At 52.7% G+C, this 25,905-nt stretch carries 23 protein-coding genes; 16 read left to right on the forward strand and 7 right to left on the reverse strand.

What is annotated here, in order from left to right; translation table 11 throughout:
* Nucleotides 1–10 precede the first annotated feature (10 nt).
* Nucleotides 11–1,810, forward strand: a complete 1,800-nt coding sequence (locus GAP13_RS07580) for an NAD+ synthase (protein WP_158907720.1) — start codon at nt 11–13, stop codon at nt 1,808–1,810.
* A gap of 115 nt (nt 1,811–1,925) precedes the next feature.
* Here GAP13_RS07580 and GAP13_RS07585 read toward each other — a convergent pair whose 3' ends face one another.
* Together GAP13_RS07585 and GAP13_RS07590 are read right to left on the reverse strand one after the other, a co-directional pair.
* Entirely contained in the window at nt 1,926–2,690 is a 765-nt protein-coding gene (locus GAP13_RS07585; protein ID WP_158907721.1) for a glycerophosphodiester phosphodiesterase, read from the reverse strand.
* 13 nt (nt 2,691–2,703) lie between these two features.
* On the reverse strand, nt 2,704–3,210 hold the full coding sequence (locus GAP13_RS07590) for a PspA/IM30 family protein (RefSeq protein ID WP_158907722.1): 507 nt from the start codon (nt 3,208–3,210) through the stop codon (nt 2,704–2,706).
* 154 nt (nt 3,211–3,364) lie between these two features.
* Here GAP13_RS07590 and GAP13_RS13085 point away from each other — a divergent pair, with 154 nt between their 5' ends.
* The 3 genes from GAP13_RS13085 to GAP13_RS13095 are packed head-to-tail and all read left to right on the forward strand — an operon-like array spanning nt 3,365 to nt 4,497.
* Entirely contained in the window at nt 3,365–3,613 is a 249-nt protein-coding gene (locus tag GAP13_RS13085; RefSeq protein ID WP_222126177.1) for a hypothetical protein, read from the forward strand.
* Complete coding sequence (locus GAP13_RS13310; RefSeq protein ID WP_222126178.1) at nt 3,588–3,917, forward strand: IS110 family transposase; 330 nt, start codon at nt 3,588–3,590, stop codon at nt 3,915–3,917. The genes GAP13_RS13085 and GAP13_RS13310 overlap by 26 nt, the downstream gene beginning before the upstream one ends.
* Nucleotides 3,862–4,497, forward strand: coding sequence for a transposase (locus GAP13_RS13095; RefSeq protein WP_222126179.1), 636 nt, complete (start codon nt 3,862–3,864; stop codon nt 4,495–4,497). The genes GAP13_RS13310 and GAP13_RS13095 overlap by 56 nt, the downstream gene beginning before the upstream one ends.
* A 416-nt stretch (nt 4,498–4,913) precedes the next feature.
* On the opposite strand, the gene GAP13_RS07600 is transcribed toward GAP13_RS13095, so the two are convergent.
* Together GAP13_RS07600 and GAP13_RS07605 are read right to left on the reverse strand one after the other, a co-directional pair.
* Nucleotides 4,914–6,047 (reverse strand): hypothetical protein, encoded by a 1,134-nt coding sequence (locus GAP13_RS07600; protein WP_158907723.1) that lies wholly within the window; start codon nt 6,045–6,047, stop codon nt 4,914–4,916.
* A 165-nt stretch (nt 6,048–6,212) separates the two neighbouring features.
* Nucleotides 6,213–7,028: an FMN-binding protein gene (locus tag GAP13_RS07605; protein WP_158907724.1), complete on the reverse strand. Its 816-nt coding sequence runs from the start codon at nt 7,026–7,028 to the stop codon at nt 6,213–6,215.
* 256 nt (nt 7,029–7,284) lie between these two features.
* Between GAP13_RS07605 and GAP13_RS07610 the strand changes: the two genes are divergently transcribed.
* Nucleotides 7,285–8,586: an aminotransferase class I/II-fold pyridoxal phosphate-dependent enzyme gene (locus GAP13_RS07610; protein ID WP_158907725.1), complete on the forward strand. Its 1,302-nt coding sequence runs from the start codon at nt 7,285–7,287 to the stop codon at nt 8,584–8,586.
* Here GAP13_RS07610 and GAP13_RS07615 read toward each other — a convergent pair.
* Nucleotides 8,546–9,505, reverse strand: a complete 960-nt coding sequence (locus tag GAP13_RS07615; protein ID WP_158907726.1) for an endonuclease/exonuclease/phosphatase family protein — start codon at nt 9,503–9,505, stop codon at nt 8,546–8,548. The genes GAP13_RS07610 and GAP13_RS07615 overlap by 41 nt on opposite strands.
* A 12-nt stretch (nt 9,506–9,517) precedes the next feature.
* Nucleotides 9,518–10,666, reverse strand: coding sequence for a type III PLP-dependent enzyme (locus GAP13_RS07620; protein ID WP_222126181.1), 1,149 nt, complete (start codon nt 10,664–10,666; stop codon nt 9,518–9,520).
* Between the two features lie 135 nt (nt 10,667–10,801).
* Here GAP13_RS07620 and GAP13_RS07625 point away from each other — a divergent pair, with 135 nt between their 5' ends.
* The 9 genes from GAP13_RS07625 (at nt 10,802) to GAP13_RS07665 (ending at nt 20,424) form a co-directional block, all read left to right on the forward strand.
* The gene (locus GAP13_RS07625; RefSeq protein WP_158907728.1) at nt 10,802–11,575 is read left to right on the forward strand and encodes a hypothetical protein; all 774 of its coding nucleotides are present in this window, start codon (nt 10,802–10,804) and stop codon (nt 11,573–11,575) included.
* A gap of 2 nt (nt 11,576–11,577) precedes the next feature.
* Nucleotides 11,578–12,867, forward strand: coding sequence for a tetratricopeptide repeat protein (locus tag GAP13_RS07630; protein WP_158907729.1), 1,290 nt, complete (start codon nt 11,578–11,580; stop codon nt 12,865–12,867).
* A 52-nt stretch (nt 12,868–12,919) separates the two neighbouring features.
* A complete protein-coding gene (locus GAP13_RS07635; RefSeq protein ID WP_158907730.1) occupies nt 12,920–13,978 on the forward strand; it encodes a metallophosphoesterase family protein in 1,059 nt (352 codons plus the stop codon).
* Nucleotides 13,979–13,990: 12 nt separating this feature from the next.
* Nucleotides 13,991–14,794 (forward strand): GerMN domain-containing protein, encoded by an 804-nt coding sequence (locus GAP13_RS07640; protein WP_158907731.1) that lies wholly within the window; start codon nt 13,991–13,993, stop codon nt 14,792–14,794.
* 66 nt (nt 14,795–14,860) lie between these two features.
* Entirely contained in the window at nt 14,861–15,982 is a 1,122-nt protein-coding gene (gcvT, locus tag GAP13_RS07645; protein WP_306769197.1) for a glycine cleavage system aminomethyltransferase GcvT, read from the forward strand.
* Between the two features lie 47 nt (nt 15,983–16,029).
* Nucleotides 16,030–16,413: a glycine cleavage system protein GcvH gene (gene gcvH, locus GAP13_RS07650; protein ID WP_158907733.1), complete on the forward strand. Its 384-nt coding sequence runs from the start codon at nt 16,030–16,032 to the stop codon at nt 16,411–16,413.
* Between the two features lie 4 nt (nt 16,414–16,417).
* A complete protein-coding gene (gene gcvPA, locus GAP13_RS07655) occupies nt 16,418–17,737 on the forward strand; it encodes an aminomethyl-transferring glycine dehydrogenase subunit GcvPA (protein ID WP_158907734.1) in 1,320 nt (439 codons plus the stop codon).
* Nucleotides 17,734–19,176, forward strand: coding sequence for an aminomethyl-transferring glycine dehydrogenase subunit GcvPB (gcvPB, locus tag GAP13_RS07660; protein WP_241864317.1), 1,443 nt, complete (start codon nt 17,734–17,736; stop codon nt 19,174–19,176). The genes gcvPA and gcvPB overlap by 4 nt, the downstream gene beginning before the upstream one ends.
* 180 nt (nt 19,177–19,356) lie before the next feature.
* A complete protein-coding gene (locus GAP13_RS07665) occupies nt 19,357–20,424 on the forward strand; it encodes an MraY family glycosyltransferase (protein WP_158907735.1) in 1,068 nt (355 codons plus the stop codon).
* Nucleotides 20,425–20,483: 59 nt separating this feature from the next.
* On the opposite strand, the gene GAP13_RS07670 is transcribed toward GAP13_RS07665, so the two are convergent.
* Entirely contained in the window at nt 20,484–22,772 is a 2,289-nt protein-coding gene (locus GAP13_RS07670; protein WP_158907736.1) for a hypothetical protein, read from the reverse strand.
* Between the two features lie 224 nt (nt 22,773–22,996).
* On the opposite strand from GAP13_RS07670, the gene glgA reads away from it, so the two are divergent.
* Nucleotides 22,997–24,469 (forward strand): glycogen synthase GlgA, encoded by a 1,473-nt coding sequence (gene glgA / locus GAP13_RS07675; protein WP_158907737.1) that lies wholly within the window; start codon nt 22,997–22,999, stop codon nt 24,467–24,469.
* Nucleotides 24,470–24,514: 45 nt separating this feature from the next.
* A partial coding sequence (locus GAP13_RS07680; protein ID WP_158907738.1) for a hypothetical protein occupies nt 24,515–25,905 on the forward strand: 1,391 nt, incomplete at its 3' end.

The following is a 25,905-nucleotide window of genomic DNA, read 5'->3' on the forward strand; positions in this document are numbered from 1 at the left end:
GAGGTATGCCATGAGGGTGTCTCTTGTCCAGATGAATTCGACAATAGGCGATTTCAAAGGCAATGTCGACCGCATGCTCGAATTTGTTGGCCAGATACTGAAAGCATTTTCCGCTACTGAGCGTCCAGACCTGATTGTGTTTCCTGAACAGAGCATCTGCGGCTATCCGCCCATGGACTTGCTCGATCAGGAATCGTTTTTGTTCGGCTCGATATCCGCTCTACGCCGCCTGCAGAAACTTCTTCCGCAGGATATTGCAGTTGGCGTCGGATATGTGGACAAAAATCGCGAGGGTGCTGGCAAATCGCTCGTCAATGCCTACTCGGTGCTATATGGCGGCAAAGTAGTATTTTCCCAGGCGAAAACCCTTTTGCCAACCTACGATGTGTTCGATGAAGCGCGCTATTTCGAGCCTGCGCGAGCCCGGCAAGTTTTTTCGCAGCCTTTCGGGCGAGTGGGGTTTGCGATCTGCGAGGATTTCTGGTGGGAAGCTCCCGATGCTTCGCAGAAATATAGTATCGATCCAGTAAAGGAACTGATGGATGCAGGGGCTGACATTCTGATCGTGCCTTCCGCGTCGCCTTTCATTGCAGGAAAGCTGCAGACCAGGTTAAGACTTGCCGAAAAAGCGGTACGTGCAGGCTCGATTCCGGTTCTGTACTGCAACGCGGTCGGGGCGAACGATTCGCTTGTGTTCGACGGACGGTCGTTTGCAATGGATGAACGCACGACGATTCGCGGCATCTGTGGATGGGGGGAGGAAGTACTCACCTACGATACGGTATCGGGAAAGGCGGGTCGGCTGATACTCGGCGCAATGCATGGAGAAGGAGCCACAAGCCCGACTGCAGAAATTGAAAAATCCTCTGATGCCGCTCACACTGACGCCACAGAGGCCGCAACCACTCAGGCTACTGCCGCGCAAGCCATCGATTTGCAGACCGAGCGCAGCGAAGAAATCCGCCGTGCGCTGATAGTCGGTATTCAGGATTACCTCAGAAAGTCGGGGTTCTCGCGCGTGTGCCTCGGGCTTTCTGGTGGCATAGACTCAGCGCTGGTGGCCGTTCTCGCAACGCAGGCTATTGGGCCAGAGAACGTTACGTGCATTGCTATGCCGAGCAGGTTTTCAAGCGCAGGGTCTCTCGATGATGCGGTTGAGCTATGCCGACGCAACAAGCTCCGCCTCGAGAGAATTCCTATCGAAGTGCCATTCACCGCCTACCTCAATGCTCTCGCCGGTCCTTTTGCCGGGCGCCCCTACGATACAACCGAAGAGAATTTGCAAGCGCGTATCCGCGGCACGCTCCTCATGGCCTGGTCAAACAAATTCAATACCCTGCTGCTGACGACAGGCAACAAGAGCGAGCTCGCAACCGGCTACTGCACACTCTATGGCGACATGAATGGTTCGCTTGCGCCCATTGCGGACTTGTACAAAACTGAAGTCTACGCGCTTGCTGCACATATCAATCGTAGTGCTGCAGCACAGGGCAGAGAAGAGCCCATTCCCGACACTATCATTGCCAAAGCTCCCAGCGCGGAGCTGCGCCACAATCAGAAAGATCAGGACACCCTGCCCGAATACCCGGTGCTCGACGGAATATTGCGCTTATATATAGAAGAAAATCGCACAATGGACGAGATAATCGATGCGGGGTTCGATCGAGCAACAGTCCGAAAAACGCTCGAAATGACTGCAAAGGCCGAATACAAACGCCGCCAGGCCGCGCCTGCTATCAAAGTATCGAAACGAGCGTTCGGAGTAGGGCGCCGGTTGCCGCTTGCGCGCACCATTCACGAAATACAGTGACAGCTAGCAGGACAGACAGCAGGCTGGGGGCCATGGCTGCGCGTTGCAACTGCGCGCCTTATAACTTAAGCCGCGCTATTCCTAATGTCGCATTGTCGCTGGCGATGCATAACAATTAGTGCCACACAGCTGCGCGCACCGCATCAGCTTCGTCGGAAATGATGCCTTCAGCTCCCCCTTTGAGCAGCTTGCGGGCGATTGACACGTCATTCACAGTCCAGGGGACAATCGGACGCCTTGCCAGGATTCGCAGATACAGCAGCAGGTGCGCCGCAATCGGAAATTCAGGCTTCAGAAAATCCGCATTCGCGATGAGCGTTCCCTCGCCATGCCGCAAAAACCAGTACAGCTCCTTCGACTTGTTCCATATAATGCCTATAGGAATGTCTGGTTCAGCCTTGCGGAAATGGCGCAGTGCAAATGGATTGAAAGACGAGATTACGCAGTGCTTTTCGAGTCCGTGCCTGTGGATGGAAGCTGCAACCGATGAAGCAAGGCCCGTATCCGAAGCGCTACGACATTTCAATTCAATATCATAATACATCCGATTGCCGAATGTCTCGAAAAGCTCGTCGAGTAGAGGAATGCGCGGTCCGATTGAAAGCGCCCTCAGTTCTGCGAGCGTGGATCCTTCGATGGAGAGATTGCGCTCGGGCGCGCTGGGGTTGACCTGCTTTTCGATACGGCCACTCGTATCATCATGAAACACGACCAGCGCTCCATCCAGAGTCAGGTGGACATCGAGCTCGATACCGGGCACACCTGCGTCGTGCGCGGCCCGAAACGCTTCAATCGTGTTTTCGAGAAATATGCGGTTGAGCCCGCGATGGGCGAACAATAGTGGGCGCGGAAAATCCGGCAAAAGAGAAGGGTGTTGCATGGCTTTGCGTCTCTTATAGTAGGCCCATTTTTTTCTTGAGCTCGGCCAGTGCATCGTCGACTGGAGAGTGTCCCTCTTGTAGTGCTCCCAACCTTGTGCCAGGTGTAGGTTCTTCCGGATTCTGGTTAGGCTTTGTATCAGACTCTGGCGTTTGGGCGGTTTCTTCAAGACCTACCAGCATAGAAAGCTCAGCCAGGAGCTGGTCAGGATCGACGCTGCGCTGTTTTGCCTTGATGATGGGAAGGGCTGTGCGAAGGTCCTCGATATCGCGCTGTATCGAATTGAGCTCGAGTGCGAGTTCCTGCGCCTTTGCTTCAAGTTCTGCAGATTTCTGAAGTGCGGCTTGGGAAAGCTCTTCCATGTTGCGGTCCTGCGCAAGGCGAGCCTTGGATTTCCACTCTGCAGCTTGTGCCTGAAGCGAAGCGATTTCCTTTTCGTATTTTTTTGCATCGGTTGCGCACGCGAGCAGCATTTCCGACGCACCCTCATAATCGAGGCGGGAAAGTTCCTGTGGCGTCATTCATCAATACCTCGCATATATTATATCCTATGCCCGCTCCAGGTCATAGGGCGACTTGCTAGTCATAATGAAGTGACCGTCCCGAGCGTAGAAGCGTAGGTTTCGCTACGATCGGGTGGAACGTAGTGTAGAGCTACATACGAAGGAGGCGGTCATGAATAGAATAGCGCAGAAGGTGACACGATTTGTAGGGCTCGATGTGCATGCCGAGACAATTTCAGTCGCAATAGCAGAAACGGGAGTGGAAGTCAGATATCTGGGAAGCATATCGAACAGGCCAGAGTCAGTATCGAAATTAATAAAGAAGATCGGTACCGGAGGGAAGTGGAAAAGCCTGCTACGAAGCAGGACCGACGGGGTATGCATTGTATTGGCAATTGACAAAAGCGAGGATCGGGTGTGAGGTCATAGCCCCGGCTTTGGTGCCAATGAGAGCGGGGGATCGAGCCAAGACGGATCGGCGAGACGCGGAGCAGCTAGCGCAAAGTTACCGGGCGGGGGAATTGACGCCGGTATGGGTACCGGACGAAGCACATGAGGCGCTTCGGGATCTTGTGCGAGCGAGAGAGGCAGCAGTACAGGATCGACTGCGGGTGCGGCACCGGTTTAAGGAAGTTTTTGCTTCGGTATGGTCGGCGGCCGGAGAAAAAGATGACGCCATGGACACTTCGTTACCTGGAATGGATCAAGAAGGAGGTGACGTTTGAGGAAGAGGCGCTCCAATGGACGCTCGAAGAGTATATGAACGAAGTGGAGCATTGTTCTTTGCGGATAACACGGCTTGATGGGTTGATCGACAAGGCGGTTGAGAATGCGCCTGAGGCAATGAGGGAAGTTGTCGCGGCACTGCAAGCGCTCCGGGGGATTGGGAAAGTAACAGCGGTGACTATCGTTGCAGAAGTTGGGCAGCTATCACGGTTTCCGACAGCACGTCAGTCTATGGGGTACATTGGGACAGTTCCAAGCGAACACTCGAGCGGAGAAACGATACGTCGGGGAGGGATCACAAAAACAGGCAATGCCCATATTCGACGAATCATTATTGAGGTTGCATGGCTGCAGCGCCATAAACAAATGTTAAGTCAAGCGGTGAAACTCAGGCAGGAACGGCTTGATCCGGAGATACAGGAAATTGCACTGAAAGCGATGCACCCGTTGCATGATCGGTATTTCCGTTTGACGGCTAGGGGGAAAAGCAAGCAACAGGTTGTCACCGCGGTGGGGCGTGAACTGCTGGGGTTTATTTGGGCTATTGGTATTCTTGTGGAACGAAAAAACGCTGCATAAAACAGTGGGTGGGAGAAATCAAGATGGCAGGGTACTGCGAGCGAAGGTCGACACACACGCGGAAAGGAGAATCCTCGCAAGCACTATGCGACACATCGTATGCGACCGGACTTGCGCAGCTTGTCAGAGGCAGCTCCCGACGAATCACGACCATGCTGGCGGGCGTAACCGCTCGATCCGCGAATATCACAGTGATCAACCGTCGTCGAAATGTTTTCGACCTTTGCTCGGAGTACCCTGCAGAAAAAAATGAAATGCTTTGAATAATGTATATTGACAGGTCACTTCATATCAGTGCTTCCAACCTTGTGCCAAGCGAGCAGCGCGCACCACCAAGCCAGCACCTCTCTCTTCCTTATCTTCCCTTCAGATGCGCGAGACCAGCGCATCCTTCTTTCTTCACTCCCGAAACCATTTTATGCAAGCGCATACTTCGGAATGTACTCAGCCTTTGTTTTCCCTGGCGTCTTCCAGCGCTTCTCCCAGGTCCGTCGCATCGTCTCGGAGAGTGTGCAGCGGCTCAAGAATGCTCGTATACCACCCGTGAGCGCCTGCACAAAGTGCTGCACAAGGTGTACCGGAATCCCCGCTGCCTCAGCATGTGTACGAGGATGCGTTCCTTTATGTGCGCGAATACGAAAGGGCTTGAGGTAGTTGTGGCCAAGGAGGTACAAGCTGAGGCGCATCATGCCGTTTGCGACATTGCGGTTGAAACAGACTGTTTCCCGGTGGTGGTGCGCGAGGTCTTTGCGCAGCTCCCGGTCGATGTAGTTGGAAGAAAAAAGGGGATTGCTGAGCGTCCGGGGCAGCTTCGAGCTGATCGTCCAGTGGACGAGGCGAGTGTGTTCAGTCTGCGTGCGGAAGGCTGCAAGCCTCTGGAGCACGCGCTGATAGTCGGGCTTTTCATCGGTGATGAGCACAAAGGGCCGGTAGGGAGCCGGTGGCTGCAGCTGCAGGGCGTGTACGAGGGTTTCGCGGAAGGAGCGGGCGAGTGCGCCGCGCTCTAAGGGGATACGACGGTAGAGCTCCCGCGCCTTTGCCTTCTGGGCAGCCGTCATGGTGCCCGACCTGCGGCGGCTGGCATGGCTGAAGTCGAGGATGAACTGGGAATGGGCAGTGATGGCGATGGGGATTTCGCTCGGGAAATACTGGGAAGTATCGAAGGAGACAAAGCCATCGATACAGATATCGTCATACCCCGCTCGGGATGCAAGGCACTGGGTATGCAGGGCGATTGCCTGGCGGGTAAGCCGATCGATGCGATTGGACAGGAGGTTAAGGGAGACTGCGAGGTTGCGGCTCATGGCTCTGAGGCTTTCGCCGCTTACAAGGCGGGCGACGATGTCGGGTAAAGCCACTGGCCGCTTCACATAGTAGGCTAACGAGAAGGTTTGGGAAGAGAAGGTCCTGTGGCAGGCGGAACACTGGTAGCGTTGGACGCGGCCAAATGCCTTGGTGGTATAGAAGCCCTTGGGCTTTGCCCAAGCGAAATCTGGTGCGTTACTGTGCCAGACACAGTGAGGATTGGGACAGAAAGGGAAGGATTGCATCGGCATCTACCTCCATAGAGAGTGGTGAGTCTTCTCATAGAGGTAGACGCGAGAATGCGAATGCTTACTTCAACTCTGGCACAAGGTTGGGAGCACTACCCATTGCTTGGCACAAAAAAAGCGGCACCGCGCGGGCGCCGCTTCAATTTGCTGAAACAGAAGAGCTTACTTTGCTGCCTTAAGCGCTTCGATTGCGAGCGTAATTCCCTGAACCGTGATCGATACGCCGGAAACTGCATCGGTCTTGCCATCTGCTTTTACGGGGATTTTGGCCGGATCACCCGCCTTGACAATCGCTTGTGCGACGCGGTCAGCCTGGACGTACCATTCGCCGTTCTTCGCGTTCATCTTGTATGTACCCAGCTGACTCTGCACATACTTCGATTTTGCCTGCGGGTCTTTGCTGATACCATTCCATACCACATCGACGATGGTGCCATTCACGACTGTGACAAGAACGCTGTTTTTCCATCCGGATTTGTCGAAATTCAGGTCCTCGGCATAGTACCAACCATCCTTGTAGGAACCTTTCTCAACCGGGCTGCTTTTAAGCGCTTCCTGTGCAAGTTCGAAGAATCCCTTTACCGTGAGAGTTGCGCCCGAGATGGCATCCGTGTGGCCCTTTGCGTCGAATTTGCTGAAGTTGATGTCCTGTGTCTTGACGAGATAGTCTTCAACGGTCTTGGCTTGGGTATCCCACTCAGCCTTAATCTTGGAAGCCTTGATCATGCCATATTTGCCGGAAGCAGCATAGGTTTTTTTGTCAGTTGCGCCGGGCAGATTGGAAACGCCATTCCATACTGCGCGGACGATTTTGCCCTTGCTTACTTCGAGAATGACTTGTTCCTTCCAACCAGAGCTCGAGAAGCCATTGTCTTGGGCAAAATACACACCATCTTTGACCTTGGAAAGATCAACCTGAGCAAAAGCGATGCCGGAAACAGCTATCAAAGCCACTGCCAGCAAAAGAATCTTTTTCATGATCTGTTCCTCCATGAAATTTGCATACGGGGCCATTTCACCCATATGATGTTTTCTATATAAAAGCATCGATTTCTTTCTATGTCAACTATGCCCAGGTCGTGAAGCTGCAGAATCGATAGTTTCATTGCGAAAAAATGCCCTGATCGGCCTGCCGGGGAAGTCGCCGGAAGCAAATCGGAAACTGCTGTCGCATTGCGCTCGAAATGCTTTGGGAGTACAATCATTCACACACCAATTTCCAGGAGAGGTTACTATGAACCAGCTTGCCGATGAACTCAATGCTTTACTGTCCGGAACCGTTGCGGACAGGCTTCTTTCAGATATGGGAAGGCGCATGTATTTTCCGAAAGGCATTCTTTCACAGGGAGCAGAAGCTTCGGAACGCGCATACCGCTTCAATGCAACGATAGGAATGGCATATGAGCATGGTCAGCCAATGATGCTCAATGCGCTGCGCAAGGAATTGCCGGGGCTGACACCGACCGAAGCTGTTGCCTATGCATCGACCGGCGGTGTGCAAAAGCTGCGGAGCGTATGGAAAGATTCTCTGTACAAGAAAAATCCGTCGCTCGCAGGCAAGCGGATTTCGCTACCGGTAGTAGTTCCGGGCCTTACCGCGGCAGTATCCTATATCTGTGATCTCTTCGTAGAGCCTGGCGATACCGTGATTGTGCCGGATCTTCACTGGCCGAACTACCGGCTTATCGTCGAAGAGCGAAAAACAGCGGCCGGCATAACCTATCCTCTCTTTTCTGGCGAAGGGTACAATGTTGAAGCGCTGCTCGACGGTGTCCGCCAAGCGGGACAGCGCCGCGGAAAGGCTATCATCATTCTCAATTTTCCCAATAATCCCACGGGCTATTCTCTTACCCTCGAAGAAGCCGACCGCCTCGCGCAAGGCCTGCTCGAAATCGCCCAAAGTGGAACCGACATTCTGGCTATTACCGATGATGCCTATTTTGGCTTGCAGTATGAACCGAATCTCTTGCGTGAATCGATGTTTGCAAGGCTGACAGACCTGCATCCGAATATCCTGGCGGTCAAAGCCGATGGTCCCACAAAGGAAGATTATGTCTGGGGCTTCCGCATCGGTTTTGTGACATTTGGCGGCTGTGGGCTTTCGGATGAGCAGTATGATGCGCTATTCAAAAAACTCGCTGGCATTATCCGCTCAAGCGTGTCCAGTTCGAGCAGCCTGTCGCAGAATCTTCTTTTGAAAGCACTGCAGGATTCGGGCTATGATGCCCAGAAGGAAGTCTATCGCGCAACGCTTGAACGGCGGTATCGCGCAATGAAGAATAAGCTCTCCACAATGCAGCTTCCAGAAGGTCTTGTACCGATGCCCTTCAATTCCGGCTACTTCATGAGTTTCCATTGTCAAGGCTTCTCTGCTGAAGCGCTCAGGAAAAAACTACTGGATGAGTACGGTATTGGTACGGTGTCGCTTCTCGACCGGTATCTGCGCGTTGCCTTTTCCAGCGTCGAAGAAACGGATGTCGATGAGCTCTGCGAAGCTATCGCGAAAGCAGCGGCAAGTCTGATATCAAAAGGCTGAGAATCAGGATTTTGTGATCCGACAGAGGGAAACCATAGCCTGAATCGGGAGCGTCGACGATCGCTATGTCATTTTTCCCTGCGTGCGCGGCGAGTGCAGGGGAGATGATGAGATGATCGGTGATGCTCGAATAGCGCGCCGAGATGAATGTAGGCTCGGGATAGCGCCACTTGAGACTCGCACTCAGAAAATCATCGCTTGGGTCTTCGTTATCTCTGAGCTGAAGCATGTCGAGCGTGCCAGTATTCGGTGCCATGTCTTCGGGCATGATAGTGTTGAAATCGCCTGCGAGTATAATTGCAGCGCCTTTGATTCGATCACCATACTGGGCGCGCAGGAGCGATGCGAGCGCGCTTGCTTGCGCGCGCCGGGCGGCAAGGGATTTTGCATCGTCAAAGGCTTTGAAATGGGCATTATAGAGCACGAGTTCCCGGCCAGCAACATTGATGTGCGCTTCCAGCACTGGCCGCGGCCATGGCGCTTTGGATGGTTCGAGCACCACTTGATTTTGCGCTATCGGAAATCGTGAGAGTATGGCAAGGTCATCCGCCTGAGGACTTTTTGCCCATGCGGCATAGGACATCGGCCATCCTTCATGCTCAAGTGCATTCTGCAAAAGCTGAATATCGGCGCCTTTGCGTCCTTCAACCTGAATTTCCTGAAGCGCGATAATGTCGATTTTGAGTTCGTGCAGAGTTCGAGCGATCTGGGCATGCAGCAGAAAGGTCTGGCCCGTTTTTTTGTTGGAAGCGCTGCAATCATGGACATTCCAGGTGGCAACGCGTAAAGCCGCCTGTGGCGGTGCTTGTGGAATGCTTTCCGCATGCGCACTCTGCGCGCAGGCACTCTGACAGGAAAGCCAAAGAAAGAGCGCCGCGCCCGCCGCAAGGGCAAAGCGCGGAATTGCTTTGCATTTCATTCATTAATCATATCATGCCGGCGGCAAAATATAGGATTTGAGCGGCGGGAAACCATTGAAATACACTGAAGAATAACTCTGCGTATATGCGCCCGTCGTCAGAATATAGACCCGGTCTCCGATTTTGGCTGACGATGGCATGAAGTAGGGCGTCCTCTCATAGAGGATATCCATCGAATCGCAGGTGGGGCCGGCAAGAATGACTTCTTCGACGGAGCCCTGTCCTTCGAAATAGATGGGATATTTAATGGATTCATCTAGAGTCTCGATGAGGCCGCCGAATTTACCAATGTCGAGGAAGACCCAAGGATATCGTTCATGCACCGATTTTTTTGCGATGTTTATGATTTCCGAGACAATGACGCCGGCATCGCCTGCCATCGACCTTCCCGGCTCAATGACGATTTTTTCAGGCCACACCAAACCGAAGCTGTTGTCGAGGAATCGCTTTATGTCTTGCGCGTACTGCTCCAGCGAATCGGTCGGCTCGAGGTAGTTTGCAGGGAAGCCGCCGCCCATATTGATCATTTTCAGGTCAACCTTGAGATCATGGCGCGCCCAGTTGAAAAGCTGTGCCACAATTGCAAGAGCGCTTGACCACTGGCCGACATCGCGCTGCTGGCTGCCCGGATGGAAGGAAATACCATACGGCTCGAGGCCGAAGCGCATTGCTGTTTTCATGAGCTGGCGCGCCAGGTCGGGGTGTGAACCGAATTTTTTGGAAAGCGGCCAATCCGCACCAAGGCCTTCAGTCAGAAGCCGGAAAAATACTTTGGACCCCGGCGCAGCTCGCGAAAGTTTGTCGATGTCGGCAATCGAATCAGTTACAAAGAGCCGTACGCCCTTTTCATAGAAATATGCGATATCTTTTTCTTTTTTGATGGTATTTCCGAAACTCATCCGGTCGGGAGACACACCGAGCCGCAGAAGTTGATCGAGCTCGTACCGCGAGGCGACATCGAAATTCGAGCCGAGGTCTCTGAGAAGAGAAACCACAGCATCATCGGGATTTGCCTTGACCGCATAATATATGGTCGCCCATGGCAGGTAGGTCTGCAGATTTTCGTAATTCTTGCGTATGACATCGAGATCGATAATCAGACATGGTGTCTCTTTGTCTTTGGCAAACTCCTTGATGCGTTCGAATTTTTCGCGGCTCATGAAGTTTTCGAGCGGAAAAGAGTAGGCTGTTTTCACTGTGCACGCCTCTTGGCAGGGGGATAGCTCGCTGGAGCTCCAATTGCATACTTTATGCATCTACTTGTCCAAAGGTCAAGCATGGAGTATAGAACTAGTATGATCGGGTTCTTTATAAAGAAGTCTTTTTTCGACGGGTGGGATAATCTCTACCTGCTTGCGGCACTGAATGGCATATTTCTGCTTGTGCTGCTCTTGTTTTTTGCTGTGCCTGTGGCGCTCGGCGCTCCGATGTGGCTGATTATTATAGCGGTTGCCTGTGCGATTGCAGTGCTTTCGATCTGGGATGTGGCCGTTTCGAATGCGATGTATGCGATCGCGGACGGCAAAAGCGTGCATTTCGCCGACATAAAAGCTGCAATTCCCCGCTCTGCGAAGCTTGGCCTTGTTATGGGCGGTATCAATATAATCTATGGTGTGGCATTGACGGTTGCGCTGCCATTCTATCTCAGCCAGAAAGCTATGTGGGGGGTGTTCGCGGGCGGCGTGCTGTTCTGGACGATGATTCTTGCGATGCTCATTTTGCAGTATGTTCCTGCAATTTTTGCACGCGACGGGGGGACTCTGCGGCAGATTTTCAGAACATCGCTCTATCTGTTCGTCGATAACCCCGGTTTTTCGATATTCTTGTTGCTGTGGAGAATTGTCACTCTTGCGATCTCCGCGCTTACCATGCTGCTTGCGCCTGGTCCTGCGGGTTCGGCGCTCGCTTCCGCGGTCGCTGTAAGACTGAGGATGAAGAAATATCGCTATATCAAGGATAATCCGGGTGCCGATCGACGCCGCATTCCATGGAATGAGCTGCTTCTGGAAGAAAAAGAGCTTGTCGGCAAGAGGACGTTGAAGGGGATGATTTTCCCCTGGAAGGACTGATCATGATAGAGAAATCAAGAAGAGAGCCGGGCATGAAGCCGCCAGCGCGGGGGAAAGGGCATGCCGCTTTGAATCCTCAAAAAAAAGTGCGCAGTGCAGAGCATGGCGAGAATTCTTCCACGCGCCCTTTGCTCGAAGCATTTGAAGAGCGAAAAAAACTTGCGCTTTCCAGCATCGTCTTTATCCGGTTCGATGGTAAAGCCGCGCAATCGCATATTCCCGAAGGCATCGATCCTTCGATTCCGTACCCGGTCCAGCTCCAGGCCCCCATGGTCAAGCTCAATCCCGCATCGATCACGCCGGAAAGTCTCCTTACCGGTATGCTCCGTGTGCTCGCATGGGATCCGGACAATGCAAATGGAGCGACATACCGCGCCTATGTCAGGGCGGTGCGTCCGGAGCTGTTCGAGGAGCTTATTGCAGCGGGCGTCCAGAAAGCGGAATCAAAAGAATGGCTTGTTGCCGAAGAGATTTTTTTTGCCGCGAGCGGGTTGGATCCGGAACGCCCCGAGCCTTTCATCAATCTTGCCCTCATGCATGAGGAACACGCAAAACAGCTTTCCGACGCAGGAGACGAGGCACAGGCGGAAAAGGAAGATGAGCTGGCTCATAAGTACTACCAGCACCTGCTTGCAGCAAAGCAGGCGTTTCCTCCTGCCTATTACCACGCTGCATTCTTTTTTCTCAGAAAACATAACTACGACCGCACGGTATCCTTGCTCACCAGCTATATCGGTATGAATGACGACGAAGAGCGCACGAACAAGGCAAAATCTATCCTCGAAAAGCTCAGCAGTATGGGCTATCTCGATACCCTGTTCAAGGAAGCATACGACTTCATCCAGATGGGCGAGGAACAGAAGGGTCTGGAGCGAGCGAAGCAGTTTGTCGACAAATTTCCCAGTGTATGGAATGGATGGTTCCTTGTCGGCTGGGCACATCGGCGCCTGGGGAATTGGTCTGAAGGAGCGCAAGCTTTTGCCACTGCGCTCGAGAAAGGTGCCGAAGGTGCGGATGTGTTCAATGAACTTGCTATTTGCCAGATGGAAATGGGCGACCTCGAGGCTGCCAGGTCGAATCTCGAGCGGGCACTGCGCCTCGAGCCAGAAAATGTCAAGATCATCGTAAATCTTGGTGCGCTTTCATACCGTCAGGGGCGATATAAAGAAGCAGAAGGTTTTTTCAGGGCTGCGCTTGAATTCGATCCTGAAGACAGAATTGCGAAGGAGTGGCTGAAGAGATTCGACTCTGCGGGAGGTTCCGCAGAGTCGACTGGAGAGCAGAATCAATAGTATCAGCGCTTCCACTGCAATGGGCTGAGCGATGCTATGAGGGATTGCTGGAATGGATCACGATGAAGAATCATCCAATGGAACTCTTCCTGCAAGCCAGGAGCTGGAAAAAGCGCTTGAGGCTGTATTGGCTGCTGCCGGTACGATTCCATCTTCCATACGCCCCAGAGCGCCAAAAGGTTCTTATCCTGGTGGCTTGATTCAGCTACCTTCGGACAAGCCCTGCGTGCTCGTTCCGGATGTACATGCACGCCCTGATTTTGTTGAGTCGCTCTTGCTTTCTGTATTCCCGGGCATTGAGGGAACGCTGGATGCTGCGCTTGGGAAAGGGTTGGCGACGCTGGTTTTCCTCGGCGATATTCCGCATGCCGAGGGAGAACTAGCAGCACGCAGATGGAATCGCGCATACGAGCGAATCGTACGCGAGCATGATGCCCATGCAATACTCTGCCCGGAAATGGACGAGGAAATGGGTCTGTCGCTCGCTGCACTTTTAGAAGTAATCGATCTGCAATGCCGCTATCCTTCTTCGGTATTCTGCCTCAAAGGCAACCATGACAACATGACAAACGCAGCGGATCATGGAGATTTGCCTTTTTATAAGTATGCGGACGAAGGCAGGATGGGTGCGCTTTGGCTCGAGATGCGCTATGGCGAAAAAATCGCGCGGTTGATGCGTCGCTACGAGCTTTCGCTCCCTGTGGTCGCGTGCAGCAAAAATTTCTGTGCGAGCCATGCTGAACCTGCTTTTCCGCTCGACAAGGAGCGCGTCATTTCCTTTAGGGAGCATTCAGAGGTGGTGCAGGCTCTCATATGGACTGCGAACGATGAAGCGAAACCAGGATCGGTCGCCAAAAGCCTCGAAGCGTTGCTTGATTCCATGGAAAAAGCACAGCATTCAGTATGGTTTTCGGGACACCGGCCGGTTCGTGACAATTTCGCGATTCGAGCAAACGGGCAGCTTGTGCAGATCCATAACCCTGACTTGTGGCACATTGTCTTTTTGTCGGGGAATGCCAAGCAAGCGGATTTTTACGCTGTTCAAAGAAGCGGGGGCGAAGCAGCGCATGTATGCAGCCTCATCCTTGACCCTGAGCGCCGCCGCAAGTAGGATCGGTACTATATGGCTGTGCGGAAAAAAAAGCGAACAAGCGCAAAGACTGGCTGCCTTCTATGGGCTGTCGCTTTTCTGGTGCTATTGGTATTGTTTCTGGTCAAGTTCAATGATATTCGGAGCGCGGTACAGAAAACCGGTTTTCTGGATGCATTGAATCACGCTGTTTCGAAACCTGCCTCTCAGGAAAAACCAGTACAGCCGTCCGCACCAGCTTCGCCGCCATCTGCTGTGACTCAGCCACCGGGTTCACAGCCTGCAATAACTCAAGGGCTACCGAAAGATGCGGAAAAACCTGGGCAGACACCTCCTCAGAGCGCTCCTCAGCCTGAACAGAAACCGGAAGCACAAACATCCCCGCCCTCGCCGGCAGAACCTGGCCAGCAGATTCAAAAAACGAGGAGCGCGGTGCTGTATTTTGTTCACATTGGTGAGGATGGCACCATCTCGAGCGAAAGGGTAAAAAGAGTCTTGCCGCTGACTGACAGCCCGATCCAGGACACCCTCGAAACGCTGCTGAAAGGCCCGACGGAATCGGAGCTCAGAACGAATCTGATTTCGCTTATCCCCTCCGGCGCGAAACTGCGCGGCATAAGCATGCGAGGAAGTACAGTGCTCGTCGATTTCAGCGATGGTTTTACGTATAACCGCTATGGGAAAGAGGGCTATCTGGCTCAACTCAAACAGGTTGTCTTCACCCTCACGGAATTCCAGAATATTACCGATGTACAGTTTTTGATCGAAGGCAAAATGCGTCCCTTTATCTCCGAAGGTGTGCCGCTCGACAAGCCATATTCGCGCGCCAGTTTCTGAAGTACTCATATTTTTCTGCTTGCTGGTCGTTGTCAGTGTAGGGAGCAAGTGGTAAAATAAAACAGCATTTCAGAATACGAAAAGGAGGAGTCTACGAATACCACTGCATTGCATGATTGGCATGTTTCCCATGGCGCAAAAATGGCGCCTTTTGCGGGATATGATATGCCAATTACGTATCCAACCGGCGCAATCGAGGAGCATCTTGTCACCCGCCGCTCAGTCGGCCTTTTCGATATCGATCATATGGGGCAGCTCGAAATTTCCGGAGCTGGTGCAGATGCCTTTGTTTCGCGCATGGTTACCGCAAAGGTATCCGATCTGGTGCCGCCGATGGCCAGGTATTCGCTTTTGCTCGACGAAAAGGGTGGCGTCATCGATGATCTGTTTATCTACAGGCTTCCGCAGTCCTGGTGGATTGTGGTCAATGCTTCGAACCGGGCGAAAGATTTCGAGTGGTTCAAGGCTCATGCTCCTGAGGATGTTGCTGTAGTGGATCGCTCGGACGATACCTATATGATCGCTGTCCAGGGACCGCGCGCAATCGAGCTCATCGACAAAGTTGCCAATATGGCCGTGTCGAGTATTCAGCGATTCAATTGGGGAAATATTTCCATAGACGGAGTGCCGGTGCTTTTTGGAAGAACCGGCTATACGGGCGAAGATGGGGGAGAGCTTTTCTTTCCGGCGGCCGAGGCTCAGCATGTTTGGGAGCTGCTCCTTGCAAAAGGCGAAGCGCTCAGTATCGAGACAAGGCCGATAGGGCTTGCCGCGCGCGACAGCCTCAGGTTCGAAGCGGGGATGCCTCTCCATGGCCATGAAATCAGTACCGAAATCAACCCGATCGAGGCGGGCTTCAAGTGGGCCTGCGATTTCGAGAAGGAATTCATCGGCAAAGAAGCGCTCCTCGCTATCATCGACAAGGGAGTGAGCCGCAAGCTCGTGGGCATCGAAGTGTTCGGCGGAGTGCCGCGCGAAGGATACGAAGTGACTTCGCCCGATGGCAAAGATATTGGCCACTGCGTTGCAGGCATGTTCTGCCCTACAGTCAAGAAATATGCGGCAAACGCCTTTGTACTGCCTGACTATGCCAAGGTTGGGACCGAAGCTTCGGTGGTGATCCGCGGCCAGCCTCGCAAGGCAGTTGTTGTGAAACGTCCGCTCTACCTGCCGGCCTACCGGCGTTAGCGCCAAACGCGGCAAGATATAGAATTACAGAATTTCAGGAGGAAATTATGGCAATCGACAAGAATGCACGGTATTTGGAATCTCATGAGTATGCAAAGCCCGAAGGAGGCAATTTTGTAATCGGCATTTCCGACCATGCGCAGGCCGAGCTTGGCGATGTCGTATTTGTCGAGCTCCCCGCAGTGGGTAAGACCATTGCCAAGGGCGCGACATTCGGAACCATCGAATCGGTAAAAGCCGCAAGTGACCTCTATATGCCGGTTTCCGGCACCGTTGTCGAAGTGAACGAGGCGGTCAAGAACGACCCGGCCCTTGTCAACAAAGATTGCTTTGGAGCCGGTTGGCTCATCAAGGTTGCCCCATCCAATCCTGCCGAATTCGACAGTCTTCTCGACGCATCTGCCTATGGAAAAGCCATAGGGGAGGAATGAGACCGTGCCGTTTATCCCGAATACCGATGCCGAACGCACCGAAATGCTCAATACTATCGGCGTCGAGTCGGTCGAGGAGCTTTTTTCTGATATTCCAGCGCATTTGCGCATACAGAAGCTCGATCTGCCCGATGGCGTTTCGGAAATGGAAGCACTCGCGGCGCTCGATGCGCTTGCTGAGCGCAATGCGCAGACAACAAAAATGGATTGGTTTGTTGGTGCCGGCGCGTACAACAGCTATATTCCTTCTCTAGTGCCTGCCCTGGCTTCGAGAGGGGAGTTTCTGACTGCCTATACGCCCTACCAGCCAGAAGTCTCGCAAGGGACATTGCAGGCAATCTTTGAATACCAGAGCATGGCAGCCAAGCTGCTGGGCATGCCCGTTGTCAATGCTTCCCACTACGATGGCGCAACGGCACTCGCAGAAGCAGTGCTCATGGCGTGGAAGGCAAAAGAAGGCAGAAACAGGATTTTGCTTCCCGCGGATTTGCATCCGGAATATGCCAAGGTCATTGCGACCTATCTTACTTCATTCGATATCGAGCTTGCACGCTATGATGGAGACCCTGAAAGAGCATCCCTGGATGAGCGCACAGCAGCAGTTGTAGTAGCGTATCCAGGCTTCTCCGGCGAGGTATATCCGGTCGAAAAGGCTGCAGCGCGTGCACATGCAGCCGGTGCGCTCTGCATTGTACAGGCAGACCCTGTCATGTGTGCGATCTTCAAGAGCCCCGGGGAGCAGGGTGCGGATATTGTCACTGCGGAAGGGCAGAGCCTTGGCAACCCCCTCAATTTCGGCGGGCCTTATCTTGGCATGTTGGGCACGACAGAAGCGCTCCTGCGCCGCATGCCTGGTCGCATTGCCGGAGAAACAAAGGACAAAGAAGGCAGAAGGGGCTTTGTGCTCACGCTCTCGACCCGGGAGCAGCACATCCGCAGGGAAAAGGCCGTATCGAACATTTGCTCGAACCAAGGCTTGAGCATGCTGCAGACCTGCATCTATCTGGCCGCTCTCGGAAAGCAGGGATTGCGGCATGTCGCAAAGCAATCCTATGACAAGGCGCATTATGCGGCCGAGCTCATTGGGCGCATTCCTGGCTTCCGTGTCGCAACGAAGCAATTTTTCCGCGAATTCCTTGTGCAGACGCCCAAACCCGCAGCTGACATCGCGCGCGCGCTTGCAAAGAAAGGCATTGTGCCCGGCTTGCCTGTTTCGCGCTACTTCCCTGACAAGCCGAATGAGCTTCTGGTATGCGTAACCGAAATGAATTCGCGCCCACAAATCGAACGGCTTGCCATTGCACTCAAGGAGGCCTCGAAATGAACACAATGAATATGCGCGATGAGCCTCTCGTCTACGAACTTTCCAGACCCGGAAGAATCGGCTGCACGCTCCCCAGATCGGATGTGCCGGAATATGCGCTTCCTGAAGGACTTGTGCGGACCGACCTCGATCTTCCCGAGCTCGACGAGCTGACAGTGGTGCGGCATTTTACGCGCCTTTCCCAGAAGAATTTTTCGATCGATACGGAATTCTATCCGCTTGGCTCATGCACCATGAAATACAACCCCAAGGCCAACGAGGCTGCCGCTGCGCATTCAGGATGGAAAAATCTGCATCCGCTTGTAGAGCCTGAGCATGCACAAGGCGCGCTCGAGCTGCTTTGGCGCCTGCAGGAAGCGCTGCAGAAAATTGGCGGCTTTGCCGCTGCCTCCTTGCAGCCGGCTGCGGGAGCGCATGGAGAATTTTCCGGCGTGCTTATGATACATGCCGCGCTCAAGGACAGGGGAGAGCTGGGCCGCAAAAAAATGCTGATTCCTGACTCGGCGCATGGCACCAATCCTGCGAGCTGCACGATGGCGGGCTTTGTCACTCAGACCATTCCTTCAGGTCCCGACGGCAATATCGATATAGCAGCCTTGCGCGCCGCCCTCGATGACACCGTTGCTGGCATCATGATCACCAATCCGAACACGCTGGGCCTTTTTGAGACAAATATCGAAGAGATCTGCAGGCTCGTGCACGAAGCAGGCGGCTATGTCTATGGCGACGGTGCGAACATGAACGCCCTGACGGGCGTCTTTAAGCCGGGCAGCTCAGGCATCGATGTCATGCACTTCAATCTGCACAAGACCTTCTCGACACCGCATGGTGGCGGCGGGCCTGGCGCCGGAATGATAGCCGCAAACGAGGCTTTGGCTCCCTATCTGCCAGGTCCTGTCGCGGTCAAGCGCGGCGAAAGCTATCGCCTCGAAATGCCGGCTAAAAGCATCGGCCAGGTCAAGGCATTCTATGGGAATTTCGGTGTGCTTGTGCGCGCGTACACGTACCTCCTTATGACAGGCGGCAACGGCTTGCGGCGAGTCGCGGAAAATGCGGTGCTGAATGCGAATTATCTCAAAGCGTTGGTGGAAGGAGTCTATCCGGTGCCCTATAAGCGCCATTGCATGCACGAGTTTGTCGCAAAAGGCACTATTGTCCCGGGCGTCCACACCCTTGATATAGCAAAGCGCCTGATCGATTATGGGTTCCATCCTCCCACAATCTATTTCCCGCTCATTGTGCAGGAAGCGCTCATGATCGAACCTACGGAAACCGAATCGAAGGAAACCCTCGATCAATATGCCGATGCGATGCTGAAAATTGCAAAAGAAGCTGCGGAGCAACCCGAGCTTCTGCACGATGCGCCGCATAATGCGCCGGTAGCGCGCCTCGATGAAGTTATGGCTGCGCGCTGTCCGATACTCTGCTATCGCGGGTAACGAGCGCTTCGGGGTGAGCAAGGGGCTTTCTGCGTTTGAGGAAAGCCCCTCTTTTTTTGGGTTTATGATTCTATTGTAAGAAACGTACTGGAAATATGCGCGAAGCCTTGTTTCATAAGAGAAAGTGAGATAAAATTATAATAATAAATTGAAACATTAAGAAAATACTTAGGAGTAGCGATGCTCTGGCTTTCACTTGCGACTGCGGTGGTTCTGTCCTCGGTTTTAATGCCTCTTATAATCCAATTCTGTCACAGGCATCAGCTCTATGACAGGCTCAACGATCGAAAGGTTCACTCAGACAGCAAAATGCCGCGGCTGGGCGGCATAGGGATTGCGCTCGCATTTATTCTGTCGATCGTAATCATTCGAATCTTTCAAATTGATGAATTTCATCAGCTATACGATGGCTATCGATTGTGGCCCATAATTGCAGGCGCAAGTATCATTTTTCTCACCGGGCTTTTAGATGATCTTATTGACCTTACAGCATGGCAGAAGCTGACCCTGCAATCGGCTGCCGCCATAATGGTGATGCTTGCAGGGTATCGTTTCAAGTTTCTTGTTGTCCCGTTTGGCAGCGGCGTCTGGAATTTTGGCCTTTTTTCGTATCCTCTCACCTTTTTATGGATTGTTGGGATCACGAATGCGATCAATCTCATCGATGGCATCGATGGGCTCGCTGGCGGAATTTCGGGGCTGGCAGCGCTTGCATTTGCATTATTCTTCATGTTCACATCGAATGTGCTTCCAGCAGAGATCTGCCTTGCGCTTGTAGGGAGCATTATCGGTTTTCTCATTTATAATCTGCCGCCAGCCAAGATTTTCATGGGTGATTCAGGCAGCCTCTTTTTAGGCTATGTGCTTGCCATAATTCCGCTCTTGAGCCAGTACAAAGGCTTTCAGGGTACCGATATCGGCGTGCTTTCCGCAGCGACAGTGCTCAGTATTCCGATTTTCGACACGCTTATGGCGATGTATCGCCGTTTCAGGGCTCACAAATCATTCTTTTCGGCGGATCGCAAGCATCTGCATCACCAATTGCTCGACCGCGGATTCCATACATCAGAAATTCTCCTAATCCTGTACTCGTTGACAGTAGTGCTTGCAATGGTTTCTCTGAGCATGCTGTTCATCCCTCTCTCGTGGAGCTTTGTGCTCAATGTCGCGATGTTCGGTGCGATGCTTCTGTATTTTTTGCGATTCAGCAGGCCCGATCGCGAAAAAAACATGCATGGTCCTCTCTGATATTCTGAAAGCAAGCCGCTCGAAACATTTACGCTCCATAACATTAAATATTTGCTGCATCAGAAAATATTGAATACAGAGGCCAAGCCGCTTGTGCCTGCTGCAGCCACGATAGTATCTCCAAGCGCTGCGATATTCATAATAGATGCAATACCTGCATAATTCGCGTCGACTGAAGCAAGCGAAGATTGAGCGATTGGCTGGCCGGCCGCATCAAGCGCAATAATTCCCATGCTTTGCCCACCGCCAGCAACGAGAAATGACGATGATGGATATATCCTTGCCAACGCAAGGGAGCGCGCCTTGTCGAATTCGTTTGTGAGGCTGATAGTCGATACAGGCTGATACCCGGTATATCCATCAATCTTCGAAAATACATGCAGTTTCTTTGAATACCCTAGTACGTACATGAGAGTGTTCTGCTCGTCGAACACGATCGATTTGGGGTCGCCGAGGGATTCACCATTTGCTCCACTCGCATAGGTTGTCGCCGAGCTGAATTGATTGTCCGAATAATGAACAAGGAATATCCTCGCGATATTCGATGAACATGCTGCAATCCAGCCATCGGACAGCAATGCCAGGTCTTCCATTCCCAGGGAAGAACTGGGCGGATTTTCAAAGCAGCTTGCAAAGAGAAATTCTGCTTCCAGCACAGGTTCCCCGGCAGTCAGATTTTCCACGTTGAATACTAGGATTTTCTCCGGGGAATTAGTGAGCACGAACAGTTTTTTCGTATCAGGAGAGAATTTGAGCGCCTTGATATTCGCAAAAGCAGGAGCCCCATTTTTACCGCTAACAATATCTTTTTTTGCAACTATCGCACCTGCGGTATCGAGCACATATACTCGCAGCCAATTGGAAGAGGAAGATCCAGCCGCGAGCAGCAAGCCATTGGCCGAAAGGCTCACGCGATCCGGGCTGCGTTCGCTCTTTTCAATAACCACCTTGTCTCGCCACAAGCGAATCCAGCCCGATTCTGCAGGAAGCACAACCGGAATGCCATTCGAATCCGTTGCTTCCTGGCCGGCTGTCGAGAAAAACAGGTGAACAGCGCTCGATTTGTCGAGGCCAGCGATTGCGATAAAGCCATTTGTGCTTGCTGTAACCCACTTTGCATCCGATGGTACGCCTGTGCCCTGGTTGGCCGGATCGCCGTTATCGTGAAGAGCTTTGGTCAATGCTGCCCTGTAATCCATGCTCTGGATCCACTCAGCATGCGCAGAAAGGGGAGGGCTTACATTCGTGGACTTTTGAGTAACAACCTGAGCAAGTTTCGTATCAGGATCAGTCAGAAGAGCATCCATTTTTAGAAATGAAAAGGCGCCGGGTGCATCAATCGTTCCGAAATGCAATCGATAACCTGTGAGTATTTGATTGCCCGTTTCGAGGCCACCCCCGACCGCCTCTCCGTTCGCAAACCAATCAATTCCGAGGTTTGCATTTTCTTCGGCGACCGCGAGCGGCACAAGCATTTTTTTGTTCTTGTTCAAAAAGCGGTCGACGCCAATAGCAGCCTTCGCCGAAAGCTCGAGAAGCGGCACAGAAAGTGAAATATCGATGGAGGGATCGGCAAGGACAATGTCGCAATTGCCAGCAGAAATCCTGCCGGGCAGCACGAGAATGGTTTCGACAGAGCCCGCAAGCGTAGCTTGAGTATTGTCCTTCAGCTGAACTGTGAGGCGATAGTAGCCAGATGGCAGATCAGCAGCATTGAAACTCTGCTCTGTTGCGGCGAATTCAGCAGTATATGCGGGCGGCCCTTCAGCAGTCGCATCGCCGGGCAAGCCCAAAAACTCGAGCGATAAACTATATTTCCAGGAAGCATTCGGTGTTTGTGTTGTCGAAAATGTTATCTGCACGCTGCCCTTGCCCTTTGCGAGGTGCAGACTGATGGGAAGATTTATAGTGCGTCCTGCAGAAACATCGATTTGCGTCTGGTTCTCTACTATTATTGATCCGTCAGCAGCCAGACCTTCAGCAAGGATATTCCACCCCCCAACCTTCAAGGTGATATCCCCGCTCGCCCGGCCCAGAGTCTTAGTGATGATTTCCCCTTCAGGCGAGGTGCATGTCAGCCGGTACGACGCGATTTGCCAGCCGGATTGCGGTCCGATCAGCCTGAGCGCCGCGCTGCTATGCGCCGCGCTTTCGGGCGCCCCACCTTTTGGTATGCCTTTTGCAGCGTAATGCGTAAATTCGCCTGGCAAAATGCATTGAATTCGCAGGGTTCCCTGGCTTTTTGGCGCTTCGATGGCGCATGCTGCCATCGAAGCCAGAACGAGGCCCAGAATCGCCAGGCGCAAGAAAACTTGCAAAAGCCTCCGATGTGTGATGATGGCACTCATTCGTTCCCTCCTCACATAGAATGTCGCGCGCGACTGGCCGCTCTGCTTCAAATTTGGAGAAACAAAACGGCATCGCTGCGCTCGAGGCTTCTTCAGCAAAATATTGAGGCTGCATTGCAGAATCTGATGAGAGCGGACTATAATGAGCATCAATGATTCTGTTGCGTTCCGGCGTGTTGCTGCCAAGATTGGGCAGCAAGGAAACCATTTAGGGGAGGGTGCGTGTGAAAATACTGTTCGTTTCCAGCGAAGTGACACCATTCGCAAAAAGCGGAGGTCTAGGCGATGCAGTATCTTCTCTTGCGACGGCGCTATCCCGAGCTGGCCACGATGTACGCATTCTGCTTCCGCGCTATTACTTCATCTCGAAGAATACGCTGAGGAGAACAAATGGGCTTCTGGAAATTGAAACCGCCCGCGAGCACTATCACGCATTCTTATACACAACAGCAATGCCGAATTCGCAGGTCAAGATATATTTTCTCGATTGCGAGCCTCTGTATGGGCGCAATGGCATTTATGGCTATTCTTCCGCGCAGGAATTTCCAGACAATCCTGCTCGATTTTCGGTATTGAGCAAAGCTGCCTTTGCAGCATGCCGGAGTCTCGGATGGATTCCCGATATCATGCACGCGAATGATTGGCCAACCTCGCTAGTGCCAGTCTATCTCAATACTACCGAAAAGAATACAGAATTTTCGGATACGGCGGGAGTGCTCACAATCCATAACCTGGGCTATCAGGGGATATACAGCAGGGATCATTTTCCTGAGCTTGGTCTAGGGTGGGAATATTTCTATGGAGCCGGGTTTGAATATTACGGCAATGTGAACTTTCTCAAAGCTGGCATTGTTTCTGCTGAATGCATTACAACTGTCTCGCCGACGTACGCCAGGGAAATCCAAACCCCGAATGGCGGCTTCGGGCTCGATGGCCTCCTAAGGCAAAGGAGTCGCGATCTTGTAGGTATTCTTAATGGCATTGATGTTGATATATGGAACCCCGCAGCAGATCCGTATATCCCCGCACATTATTCCTATAAAGACATGAGCGGCAAGGCAGCATGCAAGGCTGCACTCCAGAAAGAGCTTGGTCTTCCTTCTGACCCGAATGTTCCCGTCATCGGCATGGTGACGCGGCTTGTGGAGCAGAAGGGCATTTCTGAAGTGTTCGGTCGTACATATGGTTGCATGCGCAAAATCCTGGAGACAATACATGTGCAGGTTGCGGTGCTCGGATCCGGAGACGCGTGGGCCGAAGAAGCAATCATGAATTATTCCGCGCAGTATCCTCAATTCAAGGGTGTTGTCGGCTATAATGAAAGGCTTGCCCATCTCATCGAAGCGGGAGCCGATTTCTTCCTCATGCCGAGCAGATATGAGCCTTGCGGGCTGAACCAGATGTACTCGCTCGTGTACGGGACTCTGCCGATTGTGCACAGGACAGGCGGCCTTGCTGATACTGTTGTGAACTATAATCAGGAATTAGGCGAAGGCACGGGTTTCATGTTCGATGACCTGACACCCCAAGCTGTATATGATACAGTCGGATGGGCTATGTGGGCGTGGTACAACAAGCTCCAGCACATCCAGAACATGCGTGTGCGCGCGATGCAACAGGATTTTTCTTGGGCTCGATCGGCAGATGAGTATGTCAGGCTTTACGAACACGCCATTTCTTTGAGAAAAGCACGATGACAGTTCGGCTCTGTCGGTCTGCATCAATCGACAAGGAAGTAGTTGATGTCTGAACGAAAAACTCTTGATTACAATAAAAATGAAGTGCGGGAACGTCTGCTTCGGACATTCCAGAGCGGCACGAAAGAATGGGCCGCAGCGGATCTTGCACGTGCCACAGGACTGCCGCTCGCTCAGATTAACGCGGAAATGCCGGCAATTGCAGATGAATATCGCGGCAGGCTGAAGGTTTCGGACAAAGGGGATATTCTCTATTCCTTCCCCAATGGCCTGAAGAGCAGATATCGAGGTTTCGGCCCCTTTATGCGAAAACTGGGGAGAGCTCTTGGACGCGGTGCGGCAGAAGCGGGCAAGGCCTTGTTCAAGATATGGATTCTTGTGACCCTTTTTGGGTATTTCTTTTTGTTTATTGCACTTGCGCTTGTAGCGTTCTTTGGCTCCATTGCAGTGCAGCAGGGAGGCGGGTCGCGCGATCGTGGTGACAGAAGAGGAGGGGGTGGGCTCGGAGGGCTCTGGCTCACCACGAGTCTTTTTGATTCCATGATCCGGCTCTGGTTCTACAGCGAGCTTTTCAAGAGTTCCGAAGCCCGCTACAGGGATTCTTTTGCCAGACGCGAACGTCATCCGCTTCACAAGGCTGTCTTTTCGCATGTTTTCGGCGATGGAGACCCAAATGCCGACTGGGATACTGTTTTGAAGAAGGCCTTTGTCGCTTTTGTGCAGACGCATAAAGGAGTCATTACGCTTCCGGAATTCATGGCGATATCGGGATTGAAACCGCAAGAGGCCGAGGACCGGATTACGCGATTTCTCGTCGAATTCGAGGGCAGCCCGGAAGTGACGGAAAGCGGCGCGCTCTATTTCTTTTTCCCGTCGCTGCTCGCGAAAGCTGGTAACGTATCAGCCGCAGCGGCTTCCACATTTCCTCTCAAGAAGCTCAAAAGCTTTTCTTCCAACAATAAGAAAATGGATCGCACCTTCCGCTGGGTCAACATTGTCAATTTGCTGTTCGGTTCGTATTACGCATGGAATGCGATGAATATTGGCACCGACGTCATTGTGCGGACTTCCCAGGGCTTGAGTTTGCGGGGAGGGCTAACGTTTCTCTATTCCTATACGGTCTATCTTGCATCGCAGCTTGGAGCGGCGAAGCCTGCTGTCGTAATAGGATGGTTGCTGGGCGCAGCGCCTTTGGCTTTTTCAGTGCTTTTCTTTGCAATTCCCCTCATTCGCTCATGGCGTCTGAAACGCGAAAACGAAATGCTCAAGCGCGAGAATATGAGAAAAATGCTGTATTCAGGTGTCCTTTCAAGTCCTCAAGGTTTTGATCATCGCGCGGTTGCTTTGCCGACTGAAGAAGTGCGGCCCGCAAATCCAAAGTCTGTGGAAGAGGAAATCCAGCATCTCGCGGCATGGAGCTCTGCAGAGATACGCGC

This window comes from Rectinema subterraneum, assembly GCA_009768935.1.
Lineage (GTDB): Bacteria > Spirochaetota > Spirochaetia > Treponematales > Rectinemataceae > Rectinema > Rectinema subterraneum.